This is a genomic window from Sphingomonas sp., from assembly GCF_032114135.1.
GTDB lineage: Bacteria > Pseudomonadota > Alphaproteobacteria > Sphingomonadales > Sphingomonadaceae > Sphingomonas.
Map to the genome: position 1 here is coordinate 775,073 of NZ_DAMCTA010000001.1, position 21,241 is coordinate 796,313.

Genomic DNA, 21,241 nt, shown 5'->3' on the forward strand with positions numbered 1-21,241 from the left:
GGGATTAGAAAGAAAAAGGGCCGGAACTTTCGCTCCGGCCCCTTTCAAATCACTCAGCGTCGGCCTTCTTCTTGGCCGCTGCCTTTTTCGGCTTCGGCGCGGCGTCTTCGCCCTCGCCTTCGACCCCCTTCGGGGCCTTCTTGGTCGCCGCCTTCTTCACCGGCTCGGCCTCGACGAGCGCATCGCCCTCGGCGGCCGGAGCTTCCTCGGCCTTGGCTTTCTTGGCCGCCGGCTTCTTGGCGGGCTTGTCTTCACCAGCCTCGTCCGAGGCCTCGGCCTTCTTGGCGGCCTTCTTCGGCTTGTGGTTGTCGTGATCGTGCACATGGGTGCCCGACGAGAAGCCGTCTTCGCTTTCGATCGCGGCTTCCAGTTCTTCCTTGGTCACTTCGCGATCGATGATCTCGGCCTTGTCGAACAGGAAGTCGACGACCTTGTCCTCGAACAGCGGCGCGCGCAGCTGGGCAGCCGCCATCGGCTCCTGCTGGACATACTGGATGAAGCGCTGGCGATCTTCCGGGCCGTACTGCTGCGCGGCCTGCGCGATCAGGCGGTTCATTTCCTGCGCGCTGACTTCGACGCCGTTGGCCGTACCGATTTCGCTGAGCAGCAGGCCCAGGCGCACGCGGCGCTCGGCGATCGCGCGATACTCGTCACGCTCGTTCTCAAGCTCGGCGAGCGCCGCGGCCGGATCTTCCTCATGCTCGGTCTCGTGGACGAGCTGGTGCCAGATCTGGTCGAACTCGGCTTCCACCATCGACGGCGGGACCGGGAAGTCGTGGCCGGCGGCGAGCTGGTCGAGCAGCTTGCGCTTCATGTGGGTGCGGGTCAGCCCGTTGAGCTGCTGCTCGATCTGGCCCTTCAGCAGGCCGGTCAGCTGCTCCAGGTCCTGGAGGCCGAACGCCTTCGCCATGTCGTCGTCGATCACGGTCTCACCGGCGGTCTGCACCGCGGTGATCTTGACGTCGAAGGTCGCGGCCTTGCCGGCCAGATCCTTGGCGCCGTAATCTTCCGGGAAGGTGACGTTGAGCTGCTTCTCGTCGCCGACCTTCACGCCTTCCAGCTGCTCCTCGAAGCCCGGGATCAGGCGGCCCGAGCCGAGCTCGACGGCCATGCCCTCGCCGGTGCCGCCCTCGAAGGCGACGCCGTCGACCTTGCCGGCGAAGTCCATGACGACCTGGTCACCCGTGGTCGCGGCATGGCCCTCGGCGGCATCGTCCCAGCGCTTCTGCTGGTCGGCGAGCTGCTTCAGCTGCTCCTGCACTTCCGAATCCTGCACCGGCACCGTCAGGCGCTCCAGCTTCAGGCCTTCGATCGAGGGGGTCGGAACGTCGGGGAGCACTTCCAGCTCGACCTTCACTTCCGCATCGCCGCCCGGAGCATAATCGCCCTCGAGGCTGACCGACGGCTGCATCGCCGGGCGCAGCTTGTGATCGGCGATCAGCTGCTGGATGCCTTCCTGGATCGAGCTGTTGAGCGCGTCCTGGGTCAGCGCCTCGCCGTGCATCTTGCGCACCAGGTTGATCGGCACCTTGCCGGGGCGGAAGCCGGGCATGCGAATCTGCGGAGCGACCCGCTTGACCTCTGCATCGACCTTCGAGTCGATGTCCTGGGCGGTGATCTTCAGCGTGAAGGCGCGCTTCAGGCCCTCGTTCAACGTCTCGACAGTCTGCATTCTCACGCTTTCTAAAAGAATTCGGAATTGCGGTGTACCACACATCAGCCGCGAGGACTGGTGCGGGCGAAGGGAGTCGAACCCCCACATCTTTCGATACTGGAACCTAAATCCAGCGCGTCTACCAGTTCCGCCACGCCCGCAGGGGACACCGCCGGTCGGCGGGCTCTATAGCAGTCATGGGGTTCGGGGCAAGCACGAAGCAACGATTGGGCGTCGCGGGGCGTTGGGGCTGAAACGAACAGGAGATGTCCCATGCCGGTAGAGCCCCCCATCCAGCCTACCACGCCGCCGCCCGAAGCCCCGGCGCCCAACCCCGGCCAGCCCGGTGGTCCGCCGCCCGAAGTCACGCCGCCCGGCCCCGACATCGACGTGCCGGCACCCGAGACCACGCCGAGCATCGATCCCGGCATCGCCCCCGGCCAGCCGGTCGCCTGAAGGAGAAGCTCCCATGCCGAACATCACCAACGATAACGACGATCCGCGTTCCGACATCCAGCAGGCGGTGGAGGCACGCTCGGACGCCGCCGATGCCGCAGCCAAGAAAGGCATACCGCTCACCGACGCGGTGCCGCTGGGCGCCGGCGGCGAGAATGGCGCCGATGGGGTCGTGAAGAACCAGGACCTCAACGAGCAATAATCCCTTCCACCCCTGCCATGGCGGCGGCGCAGCCCAACGGCGGCGGCGCTGCCGCATGATGGAGACGCGCCTGCGATGATCGAATGCCACCTACGCAAACTTCGGCTACGCGATGAGATCAGCGCTGCGGAAGAAGCGGCGCTGCGCGGAACGATTATCGACACCGTCACGCATCCGGCGGGCCGCACCATCGTGCGCTCCGGCGAGGAGCTTAATTACTCGACGCTGGTGCTGGACGGGTTCATCGGCCGCTACAAGGATCTCAAAAACGGCTCGCGGCAGATAACCCATGTGCACGTTCCCGGCGATTTCGCCGACCTGCACGGCTTCACGCTCAAGCGGCTCGACCATTCTCTGCTCGCGCTCACGCCCTGCACGATCGCTCGCGCGGCCCATCCGCGGCTGCGCGAGATCACCGAGACGCAGGCGCACCTCACCCGGGTGATGTGGTTCTCCACCAATGTCGACGCGGCGATCCACCGCGAGTGGGAAGTCTCGCTGGGCCGCCGCTCGGCGATCCAGCGCGCCGCACATCTGTTCTGCGAGCTGCACGTCCGGCTGGGCGTGGTCGGCCATGCCGAGCCGGAGCGCTACCGCTTCCCGATCAGCCAGGCCGAGCTCGCTGAATGCCTGGGGCTCACCCCGGTGCATGTGAACCGCGTGCTGCGCGAATTGCGCGAGCGCGGGCTGGTGGAGTTCCGCAACGGCGTGGTGGCGTTCCAGGACCTGCCCGGCCTGAAGCGACTCGCCGAGTTCGATCCGGGCTATCTCTACCTGGACCCGCACCCGCTCTGAGCCGGCTCAGCCGGCGATACGGCGGGCCGAGACGATCTTCACCGGCACTTCGGGCACTTCGCCCTTGAAGCTGCTGCCCAGCGTCTTGGTCGGTGAGGTCGGCGCATCGAGGATCTTGAGCAGCACGTCCTTGCCCTCGGTCACCCGGCCGAACGCCGCATAGCCGAGATTGTCGCCGGGCTTGCTTGGGTCGGCATCGAAGGAGGGCTGGTCGCCGACCATGATGGTGAACTCGCCGCGCGCGGTGCCAGGCGCGAGGCGCGGCAGCGAGAGCGTGCCGTCGAGATGCTTGATGCCCGTCTCGGTGGTCGGCTCGTGCTTGATCGGCGGGAACATCTTGGCCGGCGCGTTCTGGATGCCGAACTGGACGAAGCCGAACTTCTCCGCCGGTTTGACGGTGCGGTAGAACACCACGCCGTCGAGGCGCTTGGCGTCGACATAGCGCAGGAAGTTGCGGGCAGAGACCGGCGCCTTGTCGAGATAGACCTCGACGACCATCGGCCCGGCGCTGGTCTCGATCGCGACCTTGGGATTGGCGGGCGGAGATGCCGGCGCCGGCGCGGTCTGCGCCGAAGCTGCCAGCGGAACCAAGCACAGGGCAAAGACGACCAGTCGACGCAACATCCCCTCGCCTCCCTTAGCTCAGCGCCTTCTTGAGCAGCTCGTTGACCACCGCCGGGTTAGCCTTGCCGGCCATCGCCTTCATCGTCTGCCCGACGAAGAAACCGAACAGCGCTTCCTTGCCGGCGCGATACTGCTCCAGCTGATTGGGGTTCTTGGCCAGGATCTCGGCGATCACCGCCTCGATCGCGCCGGTGTCGCTGGTCTGCTTCATGCCGCGCTCTTCGACGATCTTGCCCGGTGCCTCGCCGGTCTCGAGCATGATCTCGAACACCTGCTTGCCCAGCGTGTTGGAGATCGTTCCGTCGGCGATCAGCGAGAGCAGTTCGGCGCCCGCCTCGGGGCTGACCGGGCTTTCCTCGATGCCCCTGCCGAGCCGGTTGAGCGCCCCGTAGAGGTCCGAGAGCAGCCAGTTCGCCGCGGAACGCGCGACTTCCTGTTCGCCCTTCTTCTGGATCCGCGCGCTCTCGGCGAGCAGCGCCTCGAACCAGCGCGCCGTCTCTGCCTCCGCGGTGAGCACTGCGGCGTTATAGGGGCTCAGCCCCAGCGATTCCTCGTAGCGGCGGCGCTTGGCATCGGGCAGTTCGGGCAGGCTCTGTCGGCAATCCTCGAGGAAGCTGTCGTCGAGTTCGAGCGGCAAAAGATCGGGATCGGGGAAGTAGCGATAGTCGTGCGCGTCTTCCTTCGAGCGCATCGAGCGGGTCTCGGCCCGGTCCGGATCGAACAAGCGGGTTTCCTGGACGATGCGACCGCCGCTCTCCAACACCTCGACCTGGCGACGTGCCTCGACCTCGACCGTCTGCATCACGAAGCGGACCGAGTTGACGTTCTTGGTCTCGGTCCGCGTGCCGAACGGCTCGCCGGGCTTGCGCACCGAGACGTTGACGTCGGCGCGCATCGAGCCCTGGTCCATGTTGCCGTCGCAGCTGCCGACATAGCGCAAAATGGCGCGCAGCTTGGACAGATACGCGCCCGCCTCGGCCGGCGAGCGCATGTCCGGCTTGGAGACGATCTCCATCAAAGCCACGCCGGCGCGGTTGAGATCGACATAGGAGCGGTTCGGATGCTGATCGTGGATCAGCTTGCCGGCATCCTGCTCGACATGGATGCGCTCGACACCGATCGTCTTCAGCTCGGCCTCGGGATCCTTGTCGTCGAGGCTGATCGTGATCTCGCCTTCGCCCACCAGCGGATGGAACAGCTGGCTGATCTGATAGCCCTGCGGCAGATCGGCGTAGAAATAGTTCTTGCGGTCGAAGCGCGACCATTTGTTGATCACCGCGCCGATCGCCATGCCGGTGCGCACCGCCTGGCGGATGCACTCGCGATTGGGCGTGGGCAGCATGCCGGGCATGGCAGCGTCGATCAAACTCACCTGGCTGTTCGGATCCGCGCCGAACGCCGTCGCCGCGCCCGAGAACAGCTTCGCGTTCGACGTCACCTGCGCATGGACTTCGAGGCCGATCACGACCTCCCATTCGCCGGTCTCGCCCTGGATTCGGTAGCTCGATGCAGTCTTGGTCGCCATGTGCTCTTCACAAGGTAATGGGAATATGCGTGCCTGTGCCTATCGCGCGTCGCGGCGTCCAGGTCCAGCGGGCAATTGGAACCGCAGTGCGGCAACGACGTTTGGCGGCGGTATCGCCGCCAGCTTTTCGGCAGTTCTGTGGTGGGACGAACAGTGCCGGGAAGCAGTTTGTTCGGCATTGCACAACGAGGCTCGATCCACTACCCAACCCGACAATATCTGGATTCTGGCATGCTAAATATCGGGGGTAGCTTCATGTCGCCGCAAGACACCACGGGTGCCGGACGTTTCGCCGGGCTGAAGATTGCCGTGTTGCTTCCTTGTTATAATGAAGAAGTCGCAATCGGCAGGACTGTCGCAGCCTTCAAGGCGGCGCTTCCGGAAGCGACCGTCTATGTTTATGACAACAATAGCCGCGACCGGACGTGCGAAGTTGCCGCCGAGGCCGGCGCGATCGTCCGACAGGAACGCATGCAGGGCAAGGGCAACGTCGTCCGCCGCATGTTCGCCGACGTTGAGGCGGACGTCTACGTCCTCTCCGACGGCGACCTTACCTATGATGCGGACGCCGCACCCGAGCTGGTCGACCGCCTGATCGACGAGCAGCTCGACATGGTCGTCGGTGCGCGCAAGTCGGAAATCGAGCTGGCCTATCGTCGGGGTCACCGCTTTGGCAACGCCATGCTGACCGGCATGCTCGCGCAGCTGTTTGGGCGCAGCTTCACCGACATTCTGTCGGGTTACCGCGTCTTCTCGCGCCGCTTCGTCAAGAGCTTCCCGGTGCTGTCGGCGGGGTTCGAGATCGAGACCGAGATAAGCATCCATGCGCTCGAGCTGCGGATGCCGGTTTCGGAGATCGTCACCAACTATGCCGCGCGGCCAGAAGGCTCCACGTCCAAGCTCTCGACCTATCGCGACGGCTGGAGAATCCTGCGGACGATCGTGAACCTGTTTCGCATCGAGCGCCCGGTGCTGTTCTTCGGCATTCTCGGGGGAATCGCGCTGCTTCTCGCCATCATCCTGGCGATCCCGCTGGCGATCACCTACGCGCAGACCGGCCTGGTGCCGCGTTTCCCGACGGCCGTGCTCGTCACCGGCCTTTCGATCGTCGGCCTGCTGAACGTGTTCACCGGCCTGATCCTCGACACCGTCGTACGCGGCCGCCGCGAAATCCGTCGCCTCGCCTATCTAGGCGTGCCGGCGCCGCGCGCCTGAATCACTCCCGTTCCGGGTGGGTGGACGCCCACCCGGAACGTAAACATGGATGCAACGCCGGTGCATCGCGGCAATACCGGCCTGATCGGCAAGGAACGCAGCCGAGGCGAATGAGGGAACAGGGTACGCCATGACGGTTGCACGATCGAAGCGAACGGACGTCCTTTTCGCCTTGATCGCGCTGCTGTTGTTCCTGGTGCCCGCGGCGATCAACCGCAGCCCGATCCTCTACCCCGATTCGGTAGGTTATTTTCAGGCCGGCAAGGCGGCGACCAGCGCCGCCCACATACCGCTCTCTGCCCATCCGACCACGGTGCCCGGACAAAGCGGGCCGTCGGCTAAGATGGGGATCGACACCGAGGATGGCGTGTCGGATGCCCGTTCGGTCTATTATGGCGCGGCGTTCGCGCTGAGCTGGGCGGTCGCGGGGGTATGGGCGCTGCCAGTGCTGCAGGCGCTGCTTTGTGTCCTCGCGATCTATGCCGCGTTGGGACGAATGGCGCCCGATGCTCCCCGCACGTTGCGATGGGCGGTGGTCGCCGGGATCGGCTTGATCGGCGGCGCCGGCATCTTCGCGACGACGGTCATGCCCGATGTATTCGCCGGACTGATGATCCTCGCGGTTGCGATGATCGCGATCTACCGCGCCACCCTTACTCGCACCGAGTTGCTCGCCTGGCTCGCGCTGGGTGTGGCCGCCATTCTGTTTCACAAGTCGCACTTGCTGCTCGCGCTCGGCATGCTCGCCGCGCTGTTCCTGCTCGGTCTGGTTACCCATCGGCAGCGCTGGGCCAGCCTCGGGCTCATCGCGCTGCTGATCGTCGCCGGGGGCCTGGGCCAGCTCGCCTTCGGGCTCGCTGCGCGCCATGCCGGGCTGACTGTCTATTCGCCGCCCTTCGTGATGGCGCGATTGATCGGTGACCGCACCGCGGAAAAATATCTGCGCGAGACCTGCCCGCAGACCCACTACGCGACCTGCCGCTTCCTGCCGCGGATGCCGATGACCGAGAACGAGTTCCTGTGGAGCGGCGACGGCAGCGCGGTCAGCTTTGCGACGCTCTCTGCCGCAGAGAAGGCCCGGATTTGCGACGAGCAATGGCCGATCGTGCTGGGCACGCTGCGCAGCCACGGGCTCGAGCAACTCGGCAAGAGCCTTACCGGCGTGTTCCGGCAAATCGCGACCGTGGGCGTTACCGAATATGGTCTGATGCCGCGGGATGCGCTGACGACGCTGCTGCATCCGGACATTCAGGCCTATCATCGGAGTGGCATCGGGCATCATACCATGCCGCTTAGGTTGATCAGCGGCCTGATGCTCGCCTGCTATGCGCTGGGCGGGGTTGCGCTGGTGATCCTCGCCGCGCGGGTTCGCGGTCAACCCGGCGGCTTCCAAACCCTTTCCGCGGCGCATACCCGCCTTTTCGAAGCGACGCTGCTCGTCGTGTTCGCCGTGTTGCTTAACGGTGCGGTGTGCGGCGCCATTTCCGGCGTGTTCGATCGCTATCAGGGCCGGGTCGCGTGGCTGATTCCGCTCTTTGCGCTGGCAATCCTGATGGAAGTGGCCAGCAGCCGGCGCGGCGCCGCCGCATGACCGGCGAGGCGCGAGCGGACGCCGGTGCCGGACGGGGCGGCCGGACCGGAGCGGCAATTTCGAGGAGAGACCCCATGTTCCGACGCCGCTTGGCCGCCCTGTTCCTGGCAGGAGCCTTTCTGCTCCGGATGGCGTGGACGGTGCTCACGCACAATCTCGCGCCGCTCGTAACCGAAAATCAGCGTGTCGCAGCGAGTCTTGCCGAACATGGCACCTTTGCGGATGCCTTCGGCCCTGGGCTCGGCCCGACCGCGCATGTCGGAATCTTCACGCCGCAGATGGCGGCATTGGTCTATGCGTTGTTCGGCGTCGGCAGCATTCCTGCGGAGCTGATCCTCACGGCAATCTCGTGCGGCTTCGTCGTGCTCAGCTTCTGGCTGGCCTGGCGCTGCTTCGAAGCATTGGCCGCCGACGGCAAAGGCCTGCTGGTCGCGCTCGCCATCGTCTGCTTCTTCCCGCTGCAGTTCAGCCTCGAGGTGCGCGAACTGCGTATCGGCGAGCAGGTGATCGGCGCCTGCTTCCTGCTGGGGCTGCTGCTGGTCGTGCTAAAAATGGATGCAGCAAAGGCGCCGGCGCCGACGCGGAAGCTCGTTCTGCTGGGACTCGCCATCGCGCTGGCCTTCTTCTTCAGCCCGTCGGTCGGCCTGGCGGCCGCCGGCATGTTCGGCCTATTGTTCCTGCAGCGTCGCGCATGGCAGTCGTTGCTGATCCTCGGCGGCACCGCCGCGGCAGCCACGGCATTCGTCGGTGCCGGATGGGCAATTCGCAACGAGCGGGCGCTCGGCGCCCCGGTATGGCTCCGCAGCAATGTCGGGCTGGAAATGGCCCTCGCCAACCATGACGGCGCCGTCGCGCCAGCGGATCCCAAGAAGGATTATCTCGACCGGCTCCTCGCCATTCATCCGCACGCAAGCGCGGTGGGCATGGCCAAGCTGAAAGCCGCCGGGGGCGAGATCGCATATAATCGCATGCTGCTCGACGAAACCAAGGCATGGATTCGAACCCATCCGGGCGACTTCCGGACGCTGCTGCTACACCATGCGGTGGAATTCTACGTTCCGCCCCGGTGGTTCTGGGGCACGTTCGGCTCCGCGGGGTCGGGAGTCGCGCTTCGGCAGGCGGTATTGGTCGGAACGGCGCTGCTGGGCCTGTTCGGGCTGCCGTTTCTGATCTGGGTCAACCGCCGCTATGCCTATGTCGCGATCGCACTGCTGCTACCGGTGCTGCCGTATCTGATCACCCAGCCGATCCTGCGCTATCGCTATCTGATATCGACCCTGCTCATCTTCCTCGCGCTCGACGCCGCAACTCGACTGATCCGCTACGCGATCGATAAGGCGGTTCACAGGAAAGCAGTTCGCCCGGCATAGCGCAAAGGCTGCGCAAAGCGGCGGGAAGAACGGGAGGCGACGACGTGGTGTCGTCGCCCCCCTCTCGTGTCACCACCAAGCCCGGGGTCGTGTCGCAAAGCCCGCGCGCTGCTCCAGCGCCAAACCGGCGTTGAGCACGCCCTGCTCGTCGAACGGCTTGCCGATGATCTGCAGGCCGAGCGGCAGGCCCGTCGCATCCAGCCCGCCCGGCACGCTCATCGCGGGGACGCCTGCCAGGCTCGCCGGCACGGTGAACACGTCGTTGAGGTACATCGCCAGCGGATCGACCTTCTCACCCAGCCCGAACGCCGCGCTCGGCGCGGTCGGAGTGAGCAGCAGGTCGCACTGGCTCCAGGCATTGTCGAAGTCGCGGGCGATCAGCGTGCGGACCTTCTGCGCCTGGGTGTAATAGGCGTCGTAGAAGCCGGCCGAGAGCACATAGGTGCCGATCAAGATGCGGCGCTTCACCTCGTCGCCAAAGCCGGCGGCGCGGGTGGCGGCGTACATTTCCTGCAGGTTCTGGCCCTCGGCCAGCTCGCGCAGGCCGTAGCGCACGCCGTCATAGCGGGCGAGGTTCGAGGAGGCCTCGGCCGGCGCGATGATGTAATAGGCCGGCAGCGCGTACTTGGTGTGCGGCAGGCTGACCTCGACGATCTCGGCGCCCGCGTCCTTCAGCCAGGCGATGCCCTGCTGCCAGAGCGCCTCGATCTCGGCCGGCGTGCCGTCCATCCGGTACTCGGCCGGGATGCCGACGCGCTTGCCGCGCAGATCGGCGGACAGGCCCGCTTCCCAGGCAGGCACGGGCATGTCGAGCGAGGTCGAGTCCTTCACGTCGAACCCGGCCATCGCCTCGAGCATGATCGCGCAGTCGCGCACGTCGCGCGCCATCGGGCCCGCCTGGTCGAGCGAGGAGGCGAACGCCACCACGCCCCAGCGCGAGCAGCGGCCATAGGTGGGCTTGATGCCCGAGATGCCGGTGAAGGCGGCGGGCTGGCGGATCGAGCCGCCGGTGTCGGTGCCGGTCGCCGCCGGGCAGAGCCGTGCCGCGATCGCCGCCGAGCTGCCGCCTGACGAGCCGCCGGGCGCGAGCGGCGTATTGTCGCCCTCGCTGCGTCGCCACGGCGAGATCACGTTGCCGAAATAGCTGGTCTCGTTCGACGAGCCCATCGCGAACTGGTCGAGGTTGAGCTTGCCGAGCATGCCGGCGCCCGCTTCCCACAATTTGTGCGAGACGGTTGATTCATACTCGGGCTTGAAGCCTTCGAGGATGTGGCTGGCGGCGGTGGTCTGCACGCCCTTGGTGGCGAACAGGTCCTTCATGCCGATCGGCACGCCGGCCAGCGGCTTGAGCGTCTCGCCCGCGGCGCGCGCCGTGTCGGCCGCATCGGCGGCGGCGAGCGCATGCTCGGGGGTCTTGACGATGAACGCGTTGAGCGCGTCTGCACCGGCCACGGCGGTGTTGAACGCCTCCGCAACTTCGCGCGCGGAAAATTCGCCGTCGCGCACGCCGTTGCGGATGGCGGCGACGCCAAGATCGGTCAGCGTGCTCATTCCACCACCTTCGGAACCGTGAAGAAGCCAAATTCGCCCTGCGGCGCGTTCGCCAGCACCGCCTCGCGCTGGTTGCCGTCGGTGATCACGTCGGCGCGCAGGCGCAGCGTGTTCGGGATCACGGCGGTCATCGGCGCGACGTCCTTGGTGTCGACCTCGCCGAGCTGCTCGATCCAGCCGAGGATGTTGTTGAGTTCGGGCGCCAGGCGCTCGGCGTCGGCGTCGCTGATCGCGATACGCGCCAGGCTCGCCACTTTCTTCACGGTTGCGGTGTCTACGGACATGCGCCTGCGCCTAACAGCCGAGCCGCGCCCCTTCAAGCGTCCGTAGCGCAGGATCGGTACTTGCGGTTGCATCCTTCGCACGCAACACTGGCCGGAACGCGATTGCGTCGCCGCCCGTTTATGCTGCATTGCACAATGGAGAGGCCGATTGGCCCGAAAGTTTCTTTATGCGGTTGCGATCCTGATCATGCTCGGCGTTGCATCCATGTTCGCCTATCGGCTCTACGGCATCCAGCTGATGCGCCAGTTCATGGTGCCGGCGGGGAATGCCGCGGATCTGCCACCGGTAACGCCGCGCGACTATGCCAGGGCGGAGATGTGGATCGCGCGGCCGGACAAGCCGGGCAACCCGGCGATGTGGACCCCGGCCGGGCACACGCCTGCGGCCAATCCCCGCGCGGCGCTGTTCTTCATCCACCCCACCTCGTTCCTCGACACCAAGCAATGGAACGCCCCGCTCGACAATCCGGACGCCAATGCCCGCGCCGAGCTGTTCCTGCGGGGGCAGGCGAGCGCGTTCAACGGCAGCGCCGCGATCTGGGCACCGCGCTATCGCCAGGCGACCTTCGGCGCGTTTCTCACCAGCAAGGCGCAGGCGCAGAAGGCACTTGATCTCGCCTATCGCGACGTCGCGGCGGCGTTCGAGGAGTTCCTGCAGGAGGCCGGCGACCGGCCGATCATCCTCGCGGGGCACAGCCAGGGTGCGCTGCACCTCTCGCGCCTGCTCGCCGAGCGAGTCGCGGGTACGCCGATCGCGAAGCGCGTCGTTGCCGCCTATGTGGTGGGATGGCCGGTATCGCTCACTGCCGACCTGCCGAAGATGGGCCTGCCCGCCTGCACTGGGCCGGACCAGGCCGGCTGCATCCTGTCCTGGCAGAGCTTCGCCGAGCCCGCCGACCCGGCGCTGATCATCGACACCTTCGACGCGACCAACGGCTTCACCGGCCAGCCGCGCGCGGGCACCAAGATGCTCTGCACCAACCCGATCACCGGCAAGCCGGGCGACTCGGCGCCGGCGAGTGCCAATCTCGGATCGCTTATCCCGGACCTGAACCTGCAATCCGCGCATCTCGAGCCCGGCCGGGTGCCGGCGCGCTGCGACGGTCGCGGCATCCTCACCATCGGCGCGACCCCGCCCGACTTCGGGCAATATGTGCTGCCGGGCAACAACTACCACGTGTTCGACTACAGCCTGTTCTGGGCCAATGTCCGCGCCGATGCCGCGCGCCGGCTGGCCGCCTACAAGCCCTGAGCGCGACTGCGGTGAGGCCTTTGCACCCCCGCCCCGCCTCCCCTATAGCCGCGCGGTGATCACCACCGTTCCCAGCGATTTCCGTGCCGTCCTGCCGGAAGGCGGCCGCCTGATCGGCCTCGACGTCGGCACCAAAACGATCGGCACTGCCCTCTGCGACGCCGGCTGGAGCTTCGCGAGCCCGGCCCAGCTGATCCGCCGCACCAAGTTCACCAAGGACAAGGCGGCGCTGGTCGAGCTGATCACCGCCCAGCAGGTCCGCGGGATGGTGATCGGCCTGCCGCTCAACCTCGACGGCACCGACAGTCCCCGCACCCAGTCGACCCGCGCCTTCGCCCGCAATCTCGAGGACCTCGGCTTCCCGATCCTGATGTGGGACGAGCGCTGGTCCACCATTGCGGTCGAGCGAACGCTGATCGAACAGGACGCCAGCCGCGCCAAGCGTGCCGAGCTGATCGACAAGATGGCCGCCGCCTATATCCTTCAGGGCGCGATCGACGGGCTGGTGAACGCCTGACCGGGTTGCGCAGCGGCGCGCCGAACGTTAGGCGGCGGCTTTAATGCACACCTCCGATCATCGCCCCGGTGCCCAGATACAGGGCAGCGCCGTTTTCCCGCACCGGCACCTCACCGGCATTTCGGGACTCCAGCCCCACGAGATCATGTTCCTGCTCGACGAAGCGGAGCAATGGGTGGAGGCCAATCGCAGCCGCGCGAAGAGCGACAAGCGCCTGGAAGGCCTCACCCAGATCAACGCGTTCTTCGAGAATTCGACGCGCACGCTGCTGTCGTTCGAGATCGCGGGCAAGCGCCTCGGCGCCGACGTCGTCAACATGCACGCCGCGCAGAGCAGCGTGAAGAAGGGCGAGACGCTGATCGACACCGCGGTGACGCTCAACGCGATGCGCGCCGACGTGATCGTGATCCGCCATGCCAGCTCGGGCGCGGTGCGGCTGATCGCCGACAAGGTCGATTGCCCGGTGCTCAACGCCGGCGATGGCTGGCACGAACACCCGACCCAGGCGCTGCTCGACGCGCTCACCATCCGCCGCCGCCGCGGATCGGTGGCAGGTCAGCGGGTGGTGATCTGCGGCGACATTCTCCACAGCCGCGTCGCCCGCTCGAACATCCTCGCGCTCACCGCGCTGGCCGCCGAGGTGCGCGTGGTGGCGCCCTCGACGCTGATGCCGCCGGCGATGGACCGGATGTTCGTCACCCCCTTCACCGATTTCGATGCCGCGCTGGAAGGCGCCGACGTGGTGATGATGCTCCGCGTCCAAAACGAGCGCATGGCCGGCGGCTACATTCCTTCGACTCGCGAGTTCCACATGCGCTACGGCCTCACCCCCGAACGCCTCGCCCGGGCCAAGCCCGATGCGCTGGTGATGCACCCGGGCCCGATGAACCGCGGCGTAGAAATCGACTCGATCGTCGCCGACCATCCGGAGCGCAGCGCGATCACCGAGCAGGTGGAAATGGGCGTGGCGGTGCGCATGGCCTGCCTCGACGTCCTTACCCGACGATCGCGCGGCGTGGAGGGCTGGGCATGAACAGCATCCTCTTCCGCAACGCCAAGCTGGTCTGCCCCGCAGGCGGGATTTCCGAAGGCGACCTGCTGGTCCAGGGCGACAGCATCGCCGCGGTCGGCGCGGTCGATGCGCCCGCCGATGCCGAAGTGGTCGACGTAGCCGGTAAAATCCTGGCCCCCGCGCTGGTCGACCTCGGCGTGTTCGCGGTCGACAAGGGCGCCTGCCGCTTCGGCGGGATCGCCCGTGTCGGGCTGATGCCCGACCAGTCGCCCGTCCTCGACGATCCCGGCATCGTCCGCCGCGCCGCGGTTTCGGGCAAGCCCCAACTCTGGGTCCACCCGCTCGCCGCAGCGACGCAAGGCCTCAAGGGCGAGGATCTGGCCGAAATCGCGATCAATGCGTCCGCTGGTGCCCGCGCCATCGCCACCGGGCGGCGCTGGATTCCCAATGCAGGCACGATGCGCAAGGCATTGCTCTACGCGCGCGACCTCAACCTAACCGTCGTCGCGCATGCCGAGGATGGCGGGCTGGCCGACGGCACCGTCGCGACCGCCGGCGAGACCGCTGCGCGGCTGGGCCTGCCGAGCGCGCCGTCGATCGCCGAGCCGCTCGCGATCGCGCGCGACCTGATGCTTGCCGAGGAAACCGGCGCCAAGCTCCACTTCCGCCAGGTTACCACCGCTGCCGGTTTCGACCTGATTCGCGCCGCCAAGCGTCGCGGCGTGCAGGTCACCTGCGGCATCACGCCGGCGCATCTGCTGCTGTCGGACATCGCGATCAGCGACTTCCGCACCTTCGCCCGCCTTTCGCCCCCCTTGCGCGACGAAAGCGACCGCCAGGCTGCGCTGCTTGCGGTGGCCGACGGCACGATCGACGTGATCGCCTCCGGCCATGATCCGCGCGGTCCCGAGGCCAAGCGCCTGCCCTTCGCCGATGCCGAGCCGGGCATGGCGGGTGCGGAAACGCTGCTCGCGCTGTCGCTCACGCTGGTGCGCGACGGCAAGCTGGGGCTCGACCAGCTGTTCGGGCTACTCGCCGCCAATCCGGCGAAGATCCTCGGGCTGGACAGCGGCGCGCTCAAGCCGGGCCTGCCGGCGGACCTGATCGTGCTCGATCCGGAAACGCCCTGGATCATCGACGCGCGCAAGATGAATGCGCGCGCCGGCAACACGCCGTTCGATCGCCTGCCCACGCAAGGGCGGGTGCTGCAGCTCTACAAGGGGGGCGCGCGGGTCTGAGCGATCAGCGCGCGGCGACACCGACGCGGGCCGCGGGTTTGTACCAGTTCGCCACCGCGTCGCCCGCCGCCATGCGGACGAAGCAGTTGCCGCCGCCGGTCTTGACTGCGCGACACACGCCATCGGCATCGCTACGGGCAAACCCGCCGACGGACAGGCGATAGAGCGTCGCCGCGCCGTTCGGCACGGTGGAGCCCTGGGGTTTGAGCGGGCGCAGCGCCGCCACGCGGCCGCTCAGCTTCTGCCATGCGTCGCGCGCCACGCCGGCGTTGGCGAATGCGCCGAGCTGAACGACATAGGGGCCGCTCGCCACCGTCACCGGTGTGGGCTTGGGCGGCAACGGCCTGACCGCCTTGGGCTTGGCCATGCGGACCGGCACAGGGGTGAACAGGGGCGTCGGCACGGGCTCACGCACCGGGATGGGCTCCGGCGCAGGCTCTGGTTCCTGCGCCACGGCGGTCGTCGGTGCCGGCGTCACGGCCGCGAAATCGGGCTGCCTGGCGAGCGCGAGCGCGACCGGCTGCCCGGTGTCCTGCACGGCCTGTACGCCGAGTACTGCGGCCACCTGGTCATAGGCATTGGCGGGGCGAGCAAAGCTCGCCCATTGCAGCATCCGGGCGTTGAGCTGGTCCGGGGCGACGTCCATCGCGGCCACGGCCTTGGCCTCGCCCCAGCGCCCTGCCAGCGCCAGTGCCAGCGCGAAATTCTGGCGGGTCCGGGCAGTCGCTTCGGGCGCTCGCACCGCGGGCGAAAGTATCTCCAGCGCGGCGTTCGGGTCGCCCGCGAGCGCGGTCGCAAGGCCGAGATCGGTCGCGGAGATGCGCGCGGTATGCGTCTGGAGCAGCGTCCGCGCGCCGCCCCAGTCACCGGTGCCGATGCTGGCGAGCGCCAGATTAAGCGCCGCGCGGCCATCTTCGGGATTCAATGCCAGCGCGTCGCGCAGCGCCTGGGCCGCCGAGGTGAAGCGCCCCGCGAGCAGATAGGATTGGCCCAGCAGCGTGCGATAGTCACCACGCTGCGGATCGTTCGCTACCGCGTTTTCGGCGTGCGCGACGGCAGCCGCGGCTTTGTGCGCGGCGAGGGCCTTCTGCGCCGCGCGGGCTTCCCGCGCCGCTTTTTTGGCGTTGGCTGCGACTGCCGCCGAGGCGGCGCCGTGCACCAGCACGCCGCTCGTGGCGACACCGCCAAGTGCGAGCAGCGCGGCAGCGAGCGGGATCAGTTTGCGGGGCTTCATGCGGTTTCTTGTCCTTCGGGCGCGGCGATCCGGCGCGCGAGCGGTTCCAACTCGGCCATGTCGGCCAGCATCGTATCGATCGCGGCGGTCACCAACTGCTGCGCTGAGCGGCCGGTGAGCGCTGATGCGAGCCGCAGCCGCAACCGGCGCTCGGCATCGAGCCGCAGGGTGAACGCGGCCTTGTCCCTGGTCCCACGTGCCGCCCGGCCCGGTCGGGCCGCCAAGGCGTCGTCGTCGGTCCGTGTCAAGACCAGCTTGCGCGCCAATTCCTTACGGGCGAGCAGCCCGGCGCTCAGCGAGGCGATCGGCTTTTCCATCGCGCTCAATTCACCACGCGGCGACCGAAGCCGCCTGCCGGACGCGCGGTGGCGAACGGGGCAGCGGCGGCGGGTGCGGCAAAGACGGTGCGTCGGAAATTCTTCTCCAGCCTGTCCGAGACATAGGCCCACAAGCTCTCCACCTCTACCGCGGACTTGCTGCCGGCCTCGACCTCCATCACCGTCCGTCCGTCGATCATCGATCCGGCAAAATCGGTGCGGTGGTGAAGCATCATTGGTGCGACGGTACCATGCTGCGACAGCGCCAGCGCCGCCTCCGCGGTAATTCGCGCATTGGCCGTCGCGGCGTTGACGACGAACAACAGCGGCTTGTGCGCGCGTTCGCATAATTCGACCGTCGCGCCGACCGCGCGCAGGTCGTGCGGGCTGGGGCGAGTCGGGATGACGATGAGCTCGGCAACCTGGATGACGGTGAGGATTGCGGGGGTAATCGCCGGGGGCGTGTCGATCACCACCAACTTGAAGCCTTGTTGACGCAGCAGCTCGATATCGGCGGCGAGGCGCGCCACGCTGGTCTGGGCAAGCGCCGGCATTTCGGCCTCGCGTTCGTTCCACCAGTCGGTTAGCGAGCCCTGCGGATCGAGGTCGATCATTGCCACCGGGCCAGCACCGCTGCGCTGCGCCTGCACCGCCAGATGGCCGGACAAGGTCGTCTTGCCCGATCCACCTTTTTGCGAAGCCAGCGCCAGGACGCGCATCTACCCTCTCGACGTCGATGGAAACCCGCGCCTGCTTGCCACGGCTGCGGATAAGATCGAGTTAACGGCAGCCCTCTAAGCGGCTACGCCACGGGCGCCGCGTCCGAACGGCCGCCAAAGAGGGGATTCGCCATGCGCCTGACTGCCACCCTGTTGCTCGTCGCCAGCCTCGGGCTGACCCACCCCGCCCGGGCGCAGGACGCTGCCGTGAAGGCTGGCGTGGATGCTTATAATCGCGGCGACTATGGGCGCGCGATGCAGGCGTGGCGGCCAGCGGCGGAAAAGGGTGACGCCGATGCGCAGTACAATGTCGGCCAGATCTACAAGCTCGGTCGTGGGGTGCCGGTGGATATGGTCGAGGCGGAGAAATGGTATCGCCTCGCCGCGCTGCAGGGGCATGATCTCGGCGAGGCGAATTACGGCATGATGCTGTTCGAGAACGGCAAGCGTGAGGCGGCGGTCCCCTGGCTTGAGCGGGCCGTCGCACATGGCGAGCCGCGCGCGCAATATCTGCTTGGCGTCATGCTGTTCAACGGCGATGGTGTCGCAAAGAACTGGGTTCGGGCCTATGCGCTGATGCTGCGCGCTTCCGCCGGCGGTCTCGACGCCGCAACCCGCACCCTCGCCCAGATGGACCAGCACATTCCGGCGGCCGATCGCCAGCAAGCGCAAACCCTCGCGCAGCGCTATGCAAGCGAATCGCGCATGGCGGCGGCGCCGGTGCCGAAACCCGCGCCTGCCCGGCAACCCGCGCCGGCTGCCGTTGCACGGGTGGCGAAACCGACCGTCCCCACGGCGATCCCGCCGCATGCCATCGGCAACTGGCGGCTCCAGCTGGGCGCCTTCGCGACTCCAGGCAATGCCGAGCGGCTCTGGGGGCAGATCCGTACGCATTTCCCCGGTCGTCAGCCCTTCTATCCCAAGTCCGGGCAGCTCACGCGATTGCTGATCGGCCCGTTCGTCTCTCAGGCGGAAGCCGAAAAAGCATGTGGCGCGATCAAGCCCTGCATGGCAGTCCAGCGTTGACGGGGAGAATGACCATGCAACGCACCGCCTTGTGTACGGCTATTCTCACGGCGGTCGCGATGCCCGCTTGTGCCCAGTCCGGCGACGGCCAAGAAGCACCGCGCCGCTACCGGATCGCCCTCGGCGCGCAAGCCGTGCCCAGCTATCCGGGGGCCGACCACAATGCGGTACGCCCGATGTTCGACCTCGCCATCGCGCGCGGTGATGCGCAATTCGAATATGAGGCGGCGGACGAAAGTCCCAACATCACCTTCGTCGACCGCGACGGCCTCGAGGCCGGAGTTGCGATCGGGCTGCAGAGCGCACGCACCCGGCGACGCGTCGGCGCGGATCTCACGCGGGTGAGCTTCTCGGTCGAGCCCGGCGTGTTCGCCGGCTATTATCTCACGCCCCAGCTGCGCGCCTATGCCGAGCTGCGCAAGGGCGTGTCCGGCCATGAGGGCGTGGTCGGCTTGCTCGCACTGGACTAGGTCCGGCGCGATGGCGACCGCTGGCTGGCTGCGATCGGGCCGCGCGTGAATCTCTCGGACGCCAGATATCGCCGGGCCTATTTCGGCGTCACGTCGCGCGACGCCGCGGTGACCGGCCTTCCCGTCTATCGGGTCGGGGACAATGTCGTGCACAGCGTGGGCGTTGCGGCCAACGGTATCCGCCAGCTCAACAAGCGATGGGGCCTGTACGGCTTTCTCGCCTATGACCGGCTGACCGGCGATGCAGATCGTTCGCCAATCACGCAGCGGATCGGATCGAAAAACCAGGTCTCGGGCGGCCTCGCGCTCAGCTACACCTTCGGCCGCGGCGTTCGCTAAGTCCTTACGCGGTGACCCAGTCGGCGCGCGCGATGCCCTGGGCATAGAGCAGCGTCGTGAGGTCGCCATGATCGATCCGTGCACCGGCGGCAGCCGCGACGATCGGCTTGGCATGATAGGCGACGCCCAGCCCGGCCTTGCGGATCATCGCCAGGTCGTTGGCGCCGTCGCCCACTGCCATGGTCTGTTCCGGCGCGAGGCCCAGCTCGGCCATCGCGCCGAGCAGCGTGGTCTCCTTGGTGCTGCTGTCGACGATCGGCTTGGTGACGGCGCCGGTGAGCTTGCCGTCGTCGATCTCCAGCACATTGGCGATGCGGCGGTCAAAGCCGATCCGGGTGCCGACCGGCTCGGCGAAGCGGGTGAAGCCGCCCGAGACAAGGATCGTGAGGGCACCCCGCGCCCGCATCGTCTGCACCAGCGCCCGGGCGCCGGGCATCAGCCGCACGCGCTCCTCAAGACACTGGTCGATGGCGGACTCGGGCAGGCCCTTCAGCAGCGCGACGCGGGCATCGAGCGCCTCGGCAAAGTCCAGCTCGCCGCGCATCGCCCGCTCGGTCACTTCGGCGATCTGCGGCTTGATGCCCGCATAGTCGGCGAGCTCGTCGATGCATTCGACGGTGATCATCGTCGAATCCATGTCCGCGACGAGCAGCTTCTTCTCGCGATGCGCCTCCACCTGCACGATCACGTCCGCGCCGGAGACCGCACCTTCGAGCGCGGTACGCGCCGAATCGGGCCGCGCCGTGAACGGCAGGTCCGCCGCGACACCTTCGTCAAGCCAGCGCCAGCTGCCGGGTGCGCAGCCTGAAGTCGCGAGGCGATCCTTGGCCGCCTCCAGCTGCCCTGAGGTGAGACCTTCTGCTATCAGCGTCGCAATGAACATGATTTCCCCTGGGCTGCCGCGCGTCGCGCTCATTGCAGGGCCGACGGCCAGCGGCAAGTCCGCGCTGGCGCTCGCGCTCGCCGAAAAGAATCGCGGCACCGTGATCAACGCGGATTCGATGCAGGTCTATGCCGATCTCCGTATCCTCACCGCCCGCCCCTCCGCCGAGGAAGAAGCCCGCGCGCCCCACCGGCTGTTCGGCCATATCGACGGTGCCGAAGCGTGCTCTGCCGCACGCTGGGCCGCCGAGGCGCGCGCGGCGATCGCCGAGGCGCATGCGGAGGATCGCCTGCCGATCCTGGTCGGCGGCACCGGCCTCTATCTGCGCACGCTGATCGACGGCATCGCCCCGATCCCGGAGATCGCCCCCGCCATCCGCGCCGAGGTCCGCACCCTGCCTGTCGCCGAGGCGCATGCGATGCTAGCGCTCGCCGATCCCGCCGCCGCCGCTCGGCTGCACGCGACCGACACCACCCGCGTCGCCCGTGCGCTCGAAGTGGTCCGCTCGACCGGCCGCACGCTCGCCGAGTGGCAGGATCGCCGCGAGGGCGGTATCGGCGACGAGATCCAGGTCGTCGCGATGATCCTGCTCCCCGATCGCGCATGGCTGGGCGAGCGGATCGACCGCCGCTTCGCCACCATGCTTGCCACCGCCGAGGATGAGGTGCACGCCCTGCTCGCCCGCACCGACATTCCCGCCGACGCGCCGGTGCTGCGCGCAATCGGCGTCGAGGAAATCGGCAGGGTGCTGCGTGGCGAATGGACGGTCGAGCAGGCGCAGGAAGCGGGCGCCACCGCCACGCGCCAATATGCCAAACGCCAGTACACCTGGTTCCGCCGCCAGCCTCCCGGGGGGTGGGAGGTGACGGCAGAGACGGATACGTACAAAAACCTCGAGCAAATTGAAAGTAAGTTATTTCAATAGGGGTTGACGCATCATTTTCGTGCGGGTAGCAGCGCCACTCCG

General features: G+C 67.4%; 21 protein-coding genes, 1 tRNA gene and 1 pseudogene. 13 read left to right on the forward strand and 10 right to left on the reverse strand.

Annotation, left to right across the window (positions count from 1 at the left end):
- Positions 1 to 49: 49 nt before the first annotated feature.
- Together tig and RT655_RS03670 are read right to left on the reverse strand one after the other, a co-directional pair.
- Positions 50 to 1,672, reverse strand: a complete 1,623-nt coding sequence (tig, locus tag RT655_RS03665) for a trigger factor (protein WP_313535035.1) — start codon at positions 1,670 to 1,672, stop codon at positions 50 to 52.
- A 58-nt stretch (positions 1,673 to 1,730) separates the two neighbouring features.
- Positions 1,731 to 1,815 (reverse strand) — tRNA-Leu (locus RT655_RS03670).
- A gap of 112 nt (positions 1,816 to 1,927) precedes the next feature.
- On the opposite strand from RT655_RS03670, the gene RT655_RS03675 reads away from it, so the two are divergent.
- From RT655_RS03675 to RT655_RS03685, 3 genes are all read left to right on the forward strand, one after another.
- Positions 1,928 to 2,110 (forward strand): hypothetical protein, encoded by a 183-nt coding sequence (locus RT655_RS03675; protein ID WP_313535036.1) that lies wholly within the window; start codon positions 1,928 to 1,930, stop codon positions 2,108 to 2,110.
- A gap of 13 nt (positions 2,111 to 2,123) precedes the next feature.
- Positions 2,124 to 2,312: a hypothetical protein gene (locus RT655_RS03680; protein ID WP_313535037.1), complete on the forward strand. Its 189-nt coding sequence runs from the start codon at positions 2,124 to 2,126 to the stop codon at positions 2,310 to 2,312.
- 75 nt (positions 2,313 to 2,387) lie between these two features.
- Positions 2,388 to 3,107 (forward strand): Crp/Fnr family transcriptional regulator, encoded by a 720-nt coding sequence (locus RT655_RS03685; protein ID WP_313535039.1) that lies wholly within the window; start codon positions 2,388 to 2,390, stop codon positions 3,105 to 3,107.
- Positions 3,108 to 3,113: 6 nt separating this feature from the next.
- Here RT655_RS03685 and RT655_RS03690 read toward each other — a convergent pair whose 3' ends face one another.
- Positions 3,114 to 3,731 carry a peptidylprolyl isomerase gene (locus RT655_RS03690; protein WP_313535041.1) on the reverse strand — a complete coding sequence of 206 codons (618 nt, stop codon included), beginning with the start codon at positions 3,729 to 3,731 and terminating at the stop codon, positions 3,114 to 3,116.
- Positions 3,732 to 3,744: 13 nt separating this feature from the next.
- The gene (gatB, locus tag RT655_RS03695; protein ID WP_313535042.1) at positions 3,745 to 5,256 is read right to left on the reverse strand and encodes an Asp-tRNA(Asn)/Glu-tRNA(Gln) amidotransferase subunit GatB; all 1,512 of its coding nucleotides are present in this window, start codon (positions 5,254 to 5,256) and stop codon (positions 3,745 to 3,747) included.
- 255 nt (positions 5,257 to 5,511) lie between these two features.
- Here gatB and RT655_RS03700 point away from each other — a divergent pair, with 255 nt between their 5' ends.
- The 3 genes from RT655_RS03700 to RT655_RS03710 all read left to right on the forward strand — a co-directional run bounded on the left by RT655_RS03700 (position 5,512) and on the right by RT655_RS03710 (position 9,432).
- Positions 5,512 to 6,471 (forward strand): glycosyltransferase family 2 protein, encoded by a 960-nt coding sequence (locus RT655_RS03700; protein ID WP_121076554.1) that lies wholly within the window; start codon positions 5,512 to 5,514, stop codon positions 6,469 to 6,471.
- A 130-nt stretch (positions 6,472 to 6,601) separates the two neighbouring features.
- Entirely contained in the window at positions 6,602 to 8,062 is a 1,461-nt protein-coding gene (locus tag RT655_RS03705) for a hypothetical protein (RefSeq protein ID WP_313535043.1), read from the forward strand.
- 74 nt (positions 8,063 to 8,136) lie between these two features.
- The gene (locus tag RT655_RS03710; protein ID WP_313535044.1) at positions 8,137 to 9,432 is read left to right on the forward strand and encodes a hypothetical protein; all 1,296 of its coding nucleotides are present in this window, start codon (positions 8,137 to 8,139) and stop codon (positions 9,430 to 9,432) included.
- 69 nt (positions 9,433 to 9,501) lie between these two features.
- Here RT655_RS03710 and gatA read toward each other — a convergent pair whose 3' ends face one another.
- Both gatA and gatC read right to left on the reverse strand, forming a co-directional pair.
- Complete coding sequence (gatA, locus tag RT655_RS03715) at positions 9,502 to 10,983, reverse strand: Asp-tRNA(Asn)/Glu-tRNA(Gln) amidotransferase subunit GatA (protein WP_313535045.1); 1,482 nt, start codon at positions 10,981 to 10,983, stop codon at positions 9,502 to 9,504.
- Positions 10,980 to 11,267, reverse strand: coding sequence for an Asp-tRNA(Asn)/Glu-tRNA(Gln) amidotransferase subunit GatC (gene gatC / locus RT655_RS03720; protein ID WP_121076543.1), 288 nt, complete (start codon positions 11,265 to 11,267; stop codon positions 10,980 to 10,982). The genes gatA and gatC overlap by 4 nt, the downstream gene beginning before the upstream one ends.
- A gap of 148 nt (positions 11,268 to 11,415) precedes the next feature.
- On the opposite strand from gatC, the gene RT655_RS03725 reads away from it, so the two are divergent.
- From RT655_RS03725 to RT655_RS03740, 4 genes are read left to right on the forward strand one after another with little or no spacing between them, the layout of a single operon-like run.
- Positions 11,416 to 12,519 carry a DUF3089 domain-containing protein gene (locus RT655_RS03725; protein ID WP_313535046.1) on the forward strand — a complete coding sequence of 368 codons (1,104 nt, stop codon included), beginning with the start codon at positions 11,416 to 11,418 and terminating at the stop codon, positions 12,517 to 12,519.
- Between the two features lie 55 nt (positions 12,520 to 12,574).
- Positions 12,575 to 13,036 carry a Holliday junction resolvase RuvX gene (ruvX, locus tag RT655_RS03730; RefSeq protein ID WP_313535047.1) on the forward strand — a complete coding sequence of 154 codons (462 nt, stop codon included), beginning with the start codon at positions 12,575 to 12,577 and terminating at the stop codon, positions 13,034 to 13,036.
- A gap of 43 nt (positions 13,037 to 13,079) precedes the next feature.
- The gene (locus tag RT655_RS03735) at positions 13,080 to 14,069 is read left to right on the forward strand and encodes an aspartate carbamoyltransferase catalytic subunit (RefSeq protein WP_084581839.1); all 990 of its coding nucleotides are present in this window, start codon (positions 13,080 to 13,082) and stop codon (positions 14,067 to 14,069) included.
- A complete protein-coding gene (locus RT655_RS03740) occupies positions 14,066 to 15,286 on the forward strand; it encodes a dihydroorotase (protein ID WP_313535048.1) in 1,221 nt (406 codons plus the stop codon). The genes RT655_RS03735 and RT655_RS03740 overlap by 4 nt, the downstream gene beginning before the upstream one ends.
- 4 nt (positions 15,287 to 15,290) lie before the next feature.
- Here RT655_RS03740 and RT655_RS03745 read toward each other — a convergent pair whose 3' ends face one another.
- The 3 genes from RT655_RS03745 to RT655_RS03755 are packed head-to-tail and all read right to left on the reverse strand — an operon-like array spanning position 15,291 to position 17,556.
- Complete coding sequence (locus tag RT655_RS03745; protein WP_313535049.1) at positions 15,291 to 16,520, reverse strand: SPOR domain-containing protein; 1,230 nt, start codon at positions 16,518 to 16,520, stop codon at positions 15,291 to 15,293.
- Complete coding sequence (locus tag RT655_RS03750) at positions 16,517 to 16,837, reverse strand: hypothetical protein (RefSeq protein WP_313535050.1); 321 nt, start codon at positions 16,835 to 16,837, stop codon at positions 16,517 to 16,519. Before RT655_RS03750 ends, RT655_RS03745 begins: the two co-directional genes overlap by 4 nt.
- A gap of 5 nt (positions 16,838 to 16,842) precedes the next feature.
- Positions 16,843 to 17,556, reverse strand: a complete 714-nt coding sequence (locus RT655_RS03755; RefSeq protein WP_313535051.1) for a ParA family protein — start codon at positions 17,554 to 17,556, stop codon at positions 16,843 to 16,845.
- Between the two features lie 132 nt (positions 17,557 to 17,688).
- On the opposite strand from RT655_RS03755, the gene RT655_RS03760 reads away from it, so the two are divergent.
- Positions 17,689 to 18,582, forward strand: a complete 894-nt coding sequence (locus tag RT655_RS03760; RefSeq protein ID WP_313535052.1) for an SPOR domain-containing protein — start codon at positions 17,689 to 17,691, stop codon at positions 18,580 to 18,582.
- Positions 18,583 to 18,641: 59 nt separating this feature from the next.
- Positions 18,642 to 19,391: pseudogene (locus tag RT655_RS03765) on the forward strand (MipA/OmpV family protein).
- 4 nt (positions 19,392 to 19,395) lie between these two features.
- Here the strand turns inward: RT655_RS03765 and serB are convergent.
- On the reverse strand, positions 19,396 to 20,274 hold the full coding sequence (gene serB / locus RT655_RS03770) for a phosphoserine phosphatase SerB (RefSeq protein ID WP_313535053.1): 879 nt from the start codon (positions 20,272 to 20,274) through the stop codon (positions 19,396 to 19,398).
- Here serB and miaA point away from each other — a divergent pair.
- Positions 20,273 to 21,199, forward strand: a complete 927-nt coding sequence (gene miaA, locus RT655_RS03775; RefSeq protein WP_409530259.1) for a tRNA (adenosine(37)-N6)-dimethylallyltransferase MiaA — start codon at positions 20,273 to 20,275, stop codon at positions 21,197 to 21,199. The genes serB and miaA overlap by 2 nt on opposite strands.
- Positions 21,200 to 21,241: the final 42 nt, after the last annotated feature.

What these genes read in the sequence shown, in the direction of transcription:
- gatC (WP_121076543.1), bottom strand. Translation starts at nt 11,267, where the DNA reads ATGTCCGTAGACACCGCAACCGTGAAGAAAGTGGCGAGCCTGGCGCGT.
- tig (WP_313535035.1), bottom strand. Translation starts at nt 1,672, where the DNA reads ATGCAGACTGTCGAGACGTTGAACGAGGGCCTGAAGCGCGCCTTCACG.
- gatB (WP_313535042.1), bottom strand. Translation starts at nt 5,256, where the DNA reads ATGGCGACCAAGACTGCATCGAGCTACCGAATCCAGGGCGAGACCGGC.
- RT655_RS03750 (WP_313535050.1), bottom strand. Translation starts at nt 16,837, where the DNA reads ATGGAAAAGCCGATCGCCTCGCTGAGCGCCGGGCTGCTCGCCCGTAAG.
- RT655_RS03735 (WP_084581839.1), top strand. Translation starts at nt 13,080, where the DNA reads ATGCACACCTCCGATCATCGCCCCGGTGCCCAGATACAGGGCAGCGCC.
- RT655_RS03700 (WP_121076554.1), top strand. Translation starts at nt 5,512, where the DNA reads ATGTCGCCGCAAGACACCACGGGTGCCGGACGTTTCGCCGGGCTGAAG.
- miaA (WP_409530259.1), top strand. Translation starts at nt 20,273, where the DNA reads ATGATTTCCCCTGGGCTGCCGCGCGTCGCGCTCATTGCAGGGCCGACG.
- RT655_RS03755 (WP_313535051.1), bottom strand. Translation starts at nt 17,556, where the DNA reads ATGCGCGTCCTGGCGCTGGCTTCGCAAAAAGGTGGATCGGGCAAGACG.
- RT655_RS03745 (WP_313535049.1), bottom strand. Translation starts at nt 16,520, where the DNA reads ATGAAGCCCCGCAAACTGATCCCGCTCGCTGCCGCGCTGCTCGCACTT.
- RT655_RS03690 (WP_313535041.1), bottom strand. Translation starts at nt 3,731, where the DNA reads ATGTTGCGTCGACTGGTCGTCTTTGCCCTGTGCTTGGTTCCGCTGGCA.
- RT655_RS03685 (WP_313535039.1), top strand. Translation starts at nt 2,388, where the DNA reads ATGATCGAATGCCACCTACGCAAACTTCGGCTACGCGATGAGATCAGC.
- RT655_RS03710 (WP_313535044.1), top strand. Translation starts at nt 8,137, where the DNA reads ATGTTCCGACGCCGCTTGGCCGCCCTGTTCCTGGCAGGAGCCTTTCTG.
- RT655_RS03680 (WP_313535037.1), top strand. Translation starts at nt 2,124, where the DNA reads ATGCCGAACATCACCAACGATAACGACGATCCGCGTTCCGACATCCAG.
- gatA (WP_313535045.1), bottom strand. Translation starts at nt 10,983, where the DNA reads ATGAGCACGCTGACCGATCTTGGCGTCGCCGCCATCCGCAACGGCGTG.
- RT655_RS03675 (WP_313535036.1), top strand. Translation starts at nt 1,928, where the DNA reads ATGCCGGTAGAGCCCCCCATCCAGCCTACCACGCCGCCGCCCGAAGCC.
- serB (WP_313535053.1), bottom strand. Translation starts at nt 20,274, where the DNA reads ATGTTCATTGCGACGCTGATAGCAGAAGGTCTCACCTCAGGGCAGCTG.
- RT655_RS03760 (WP_313535052.1), top strand. Translation starts at nt 17,689, where the DNA reads ATGCGCCTGACTGCCACCCTGTTGCTCGTCGCCAGCCTCGGGCTGACC.
- RT655_RS03705 (WP_313535043.1), top strand. Translation starts at nt 6,602, where the DNA reads ATGACGGTTGCACGATCGAAGCGAACGGACGTCCTTTTCGCCTTGATC.
- RT655_RS03740 (WP_313535048.1), top strand. Translation starts at nt 14,066, where the DNA reads ATGAACAGCATCCTCTTCCGCAACGCCAAGCTGGTCTGCCCCGCAGGC.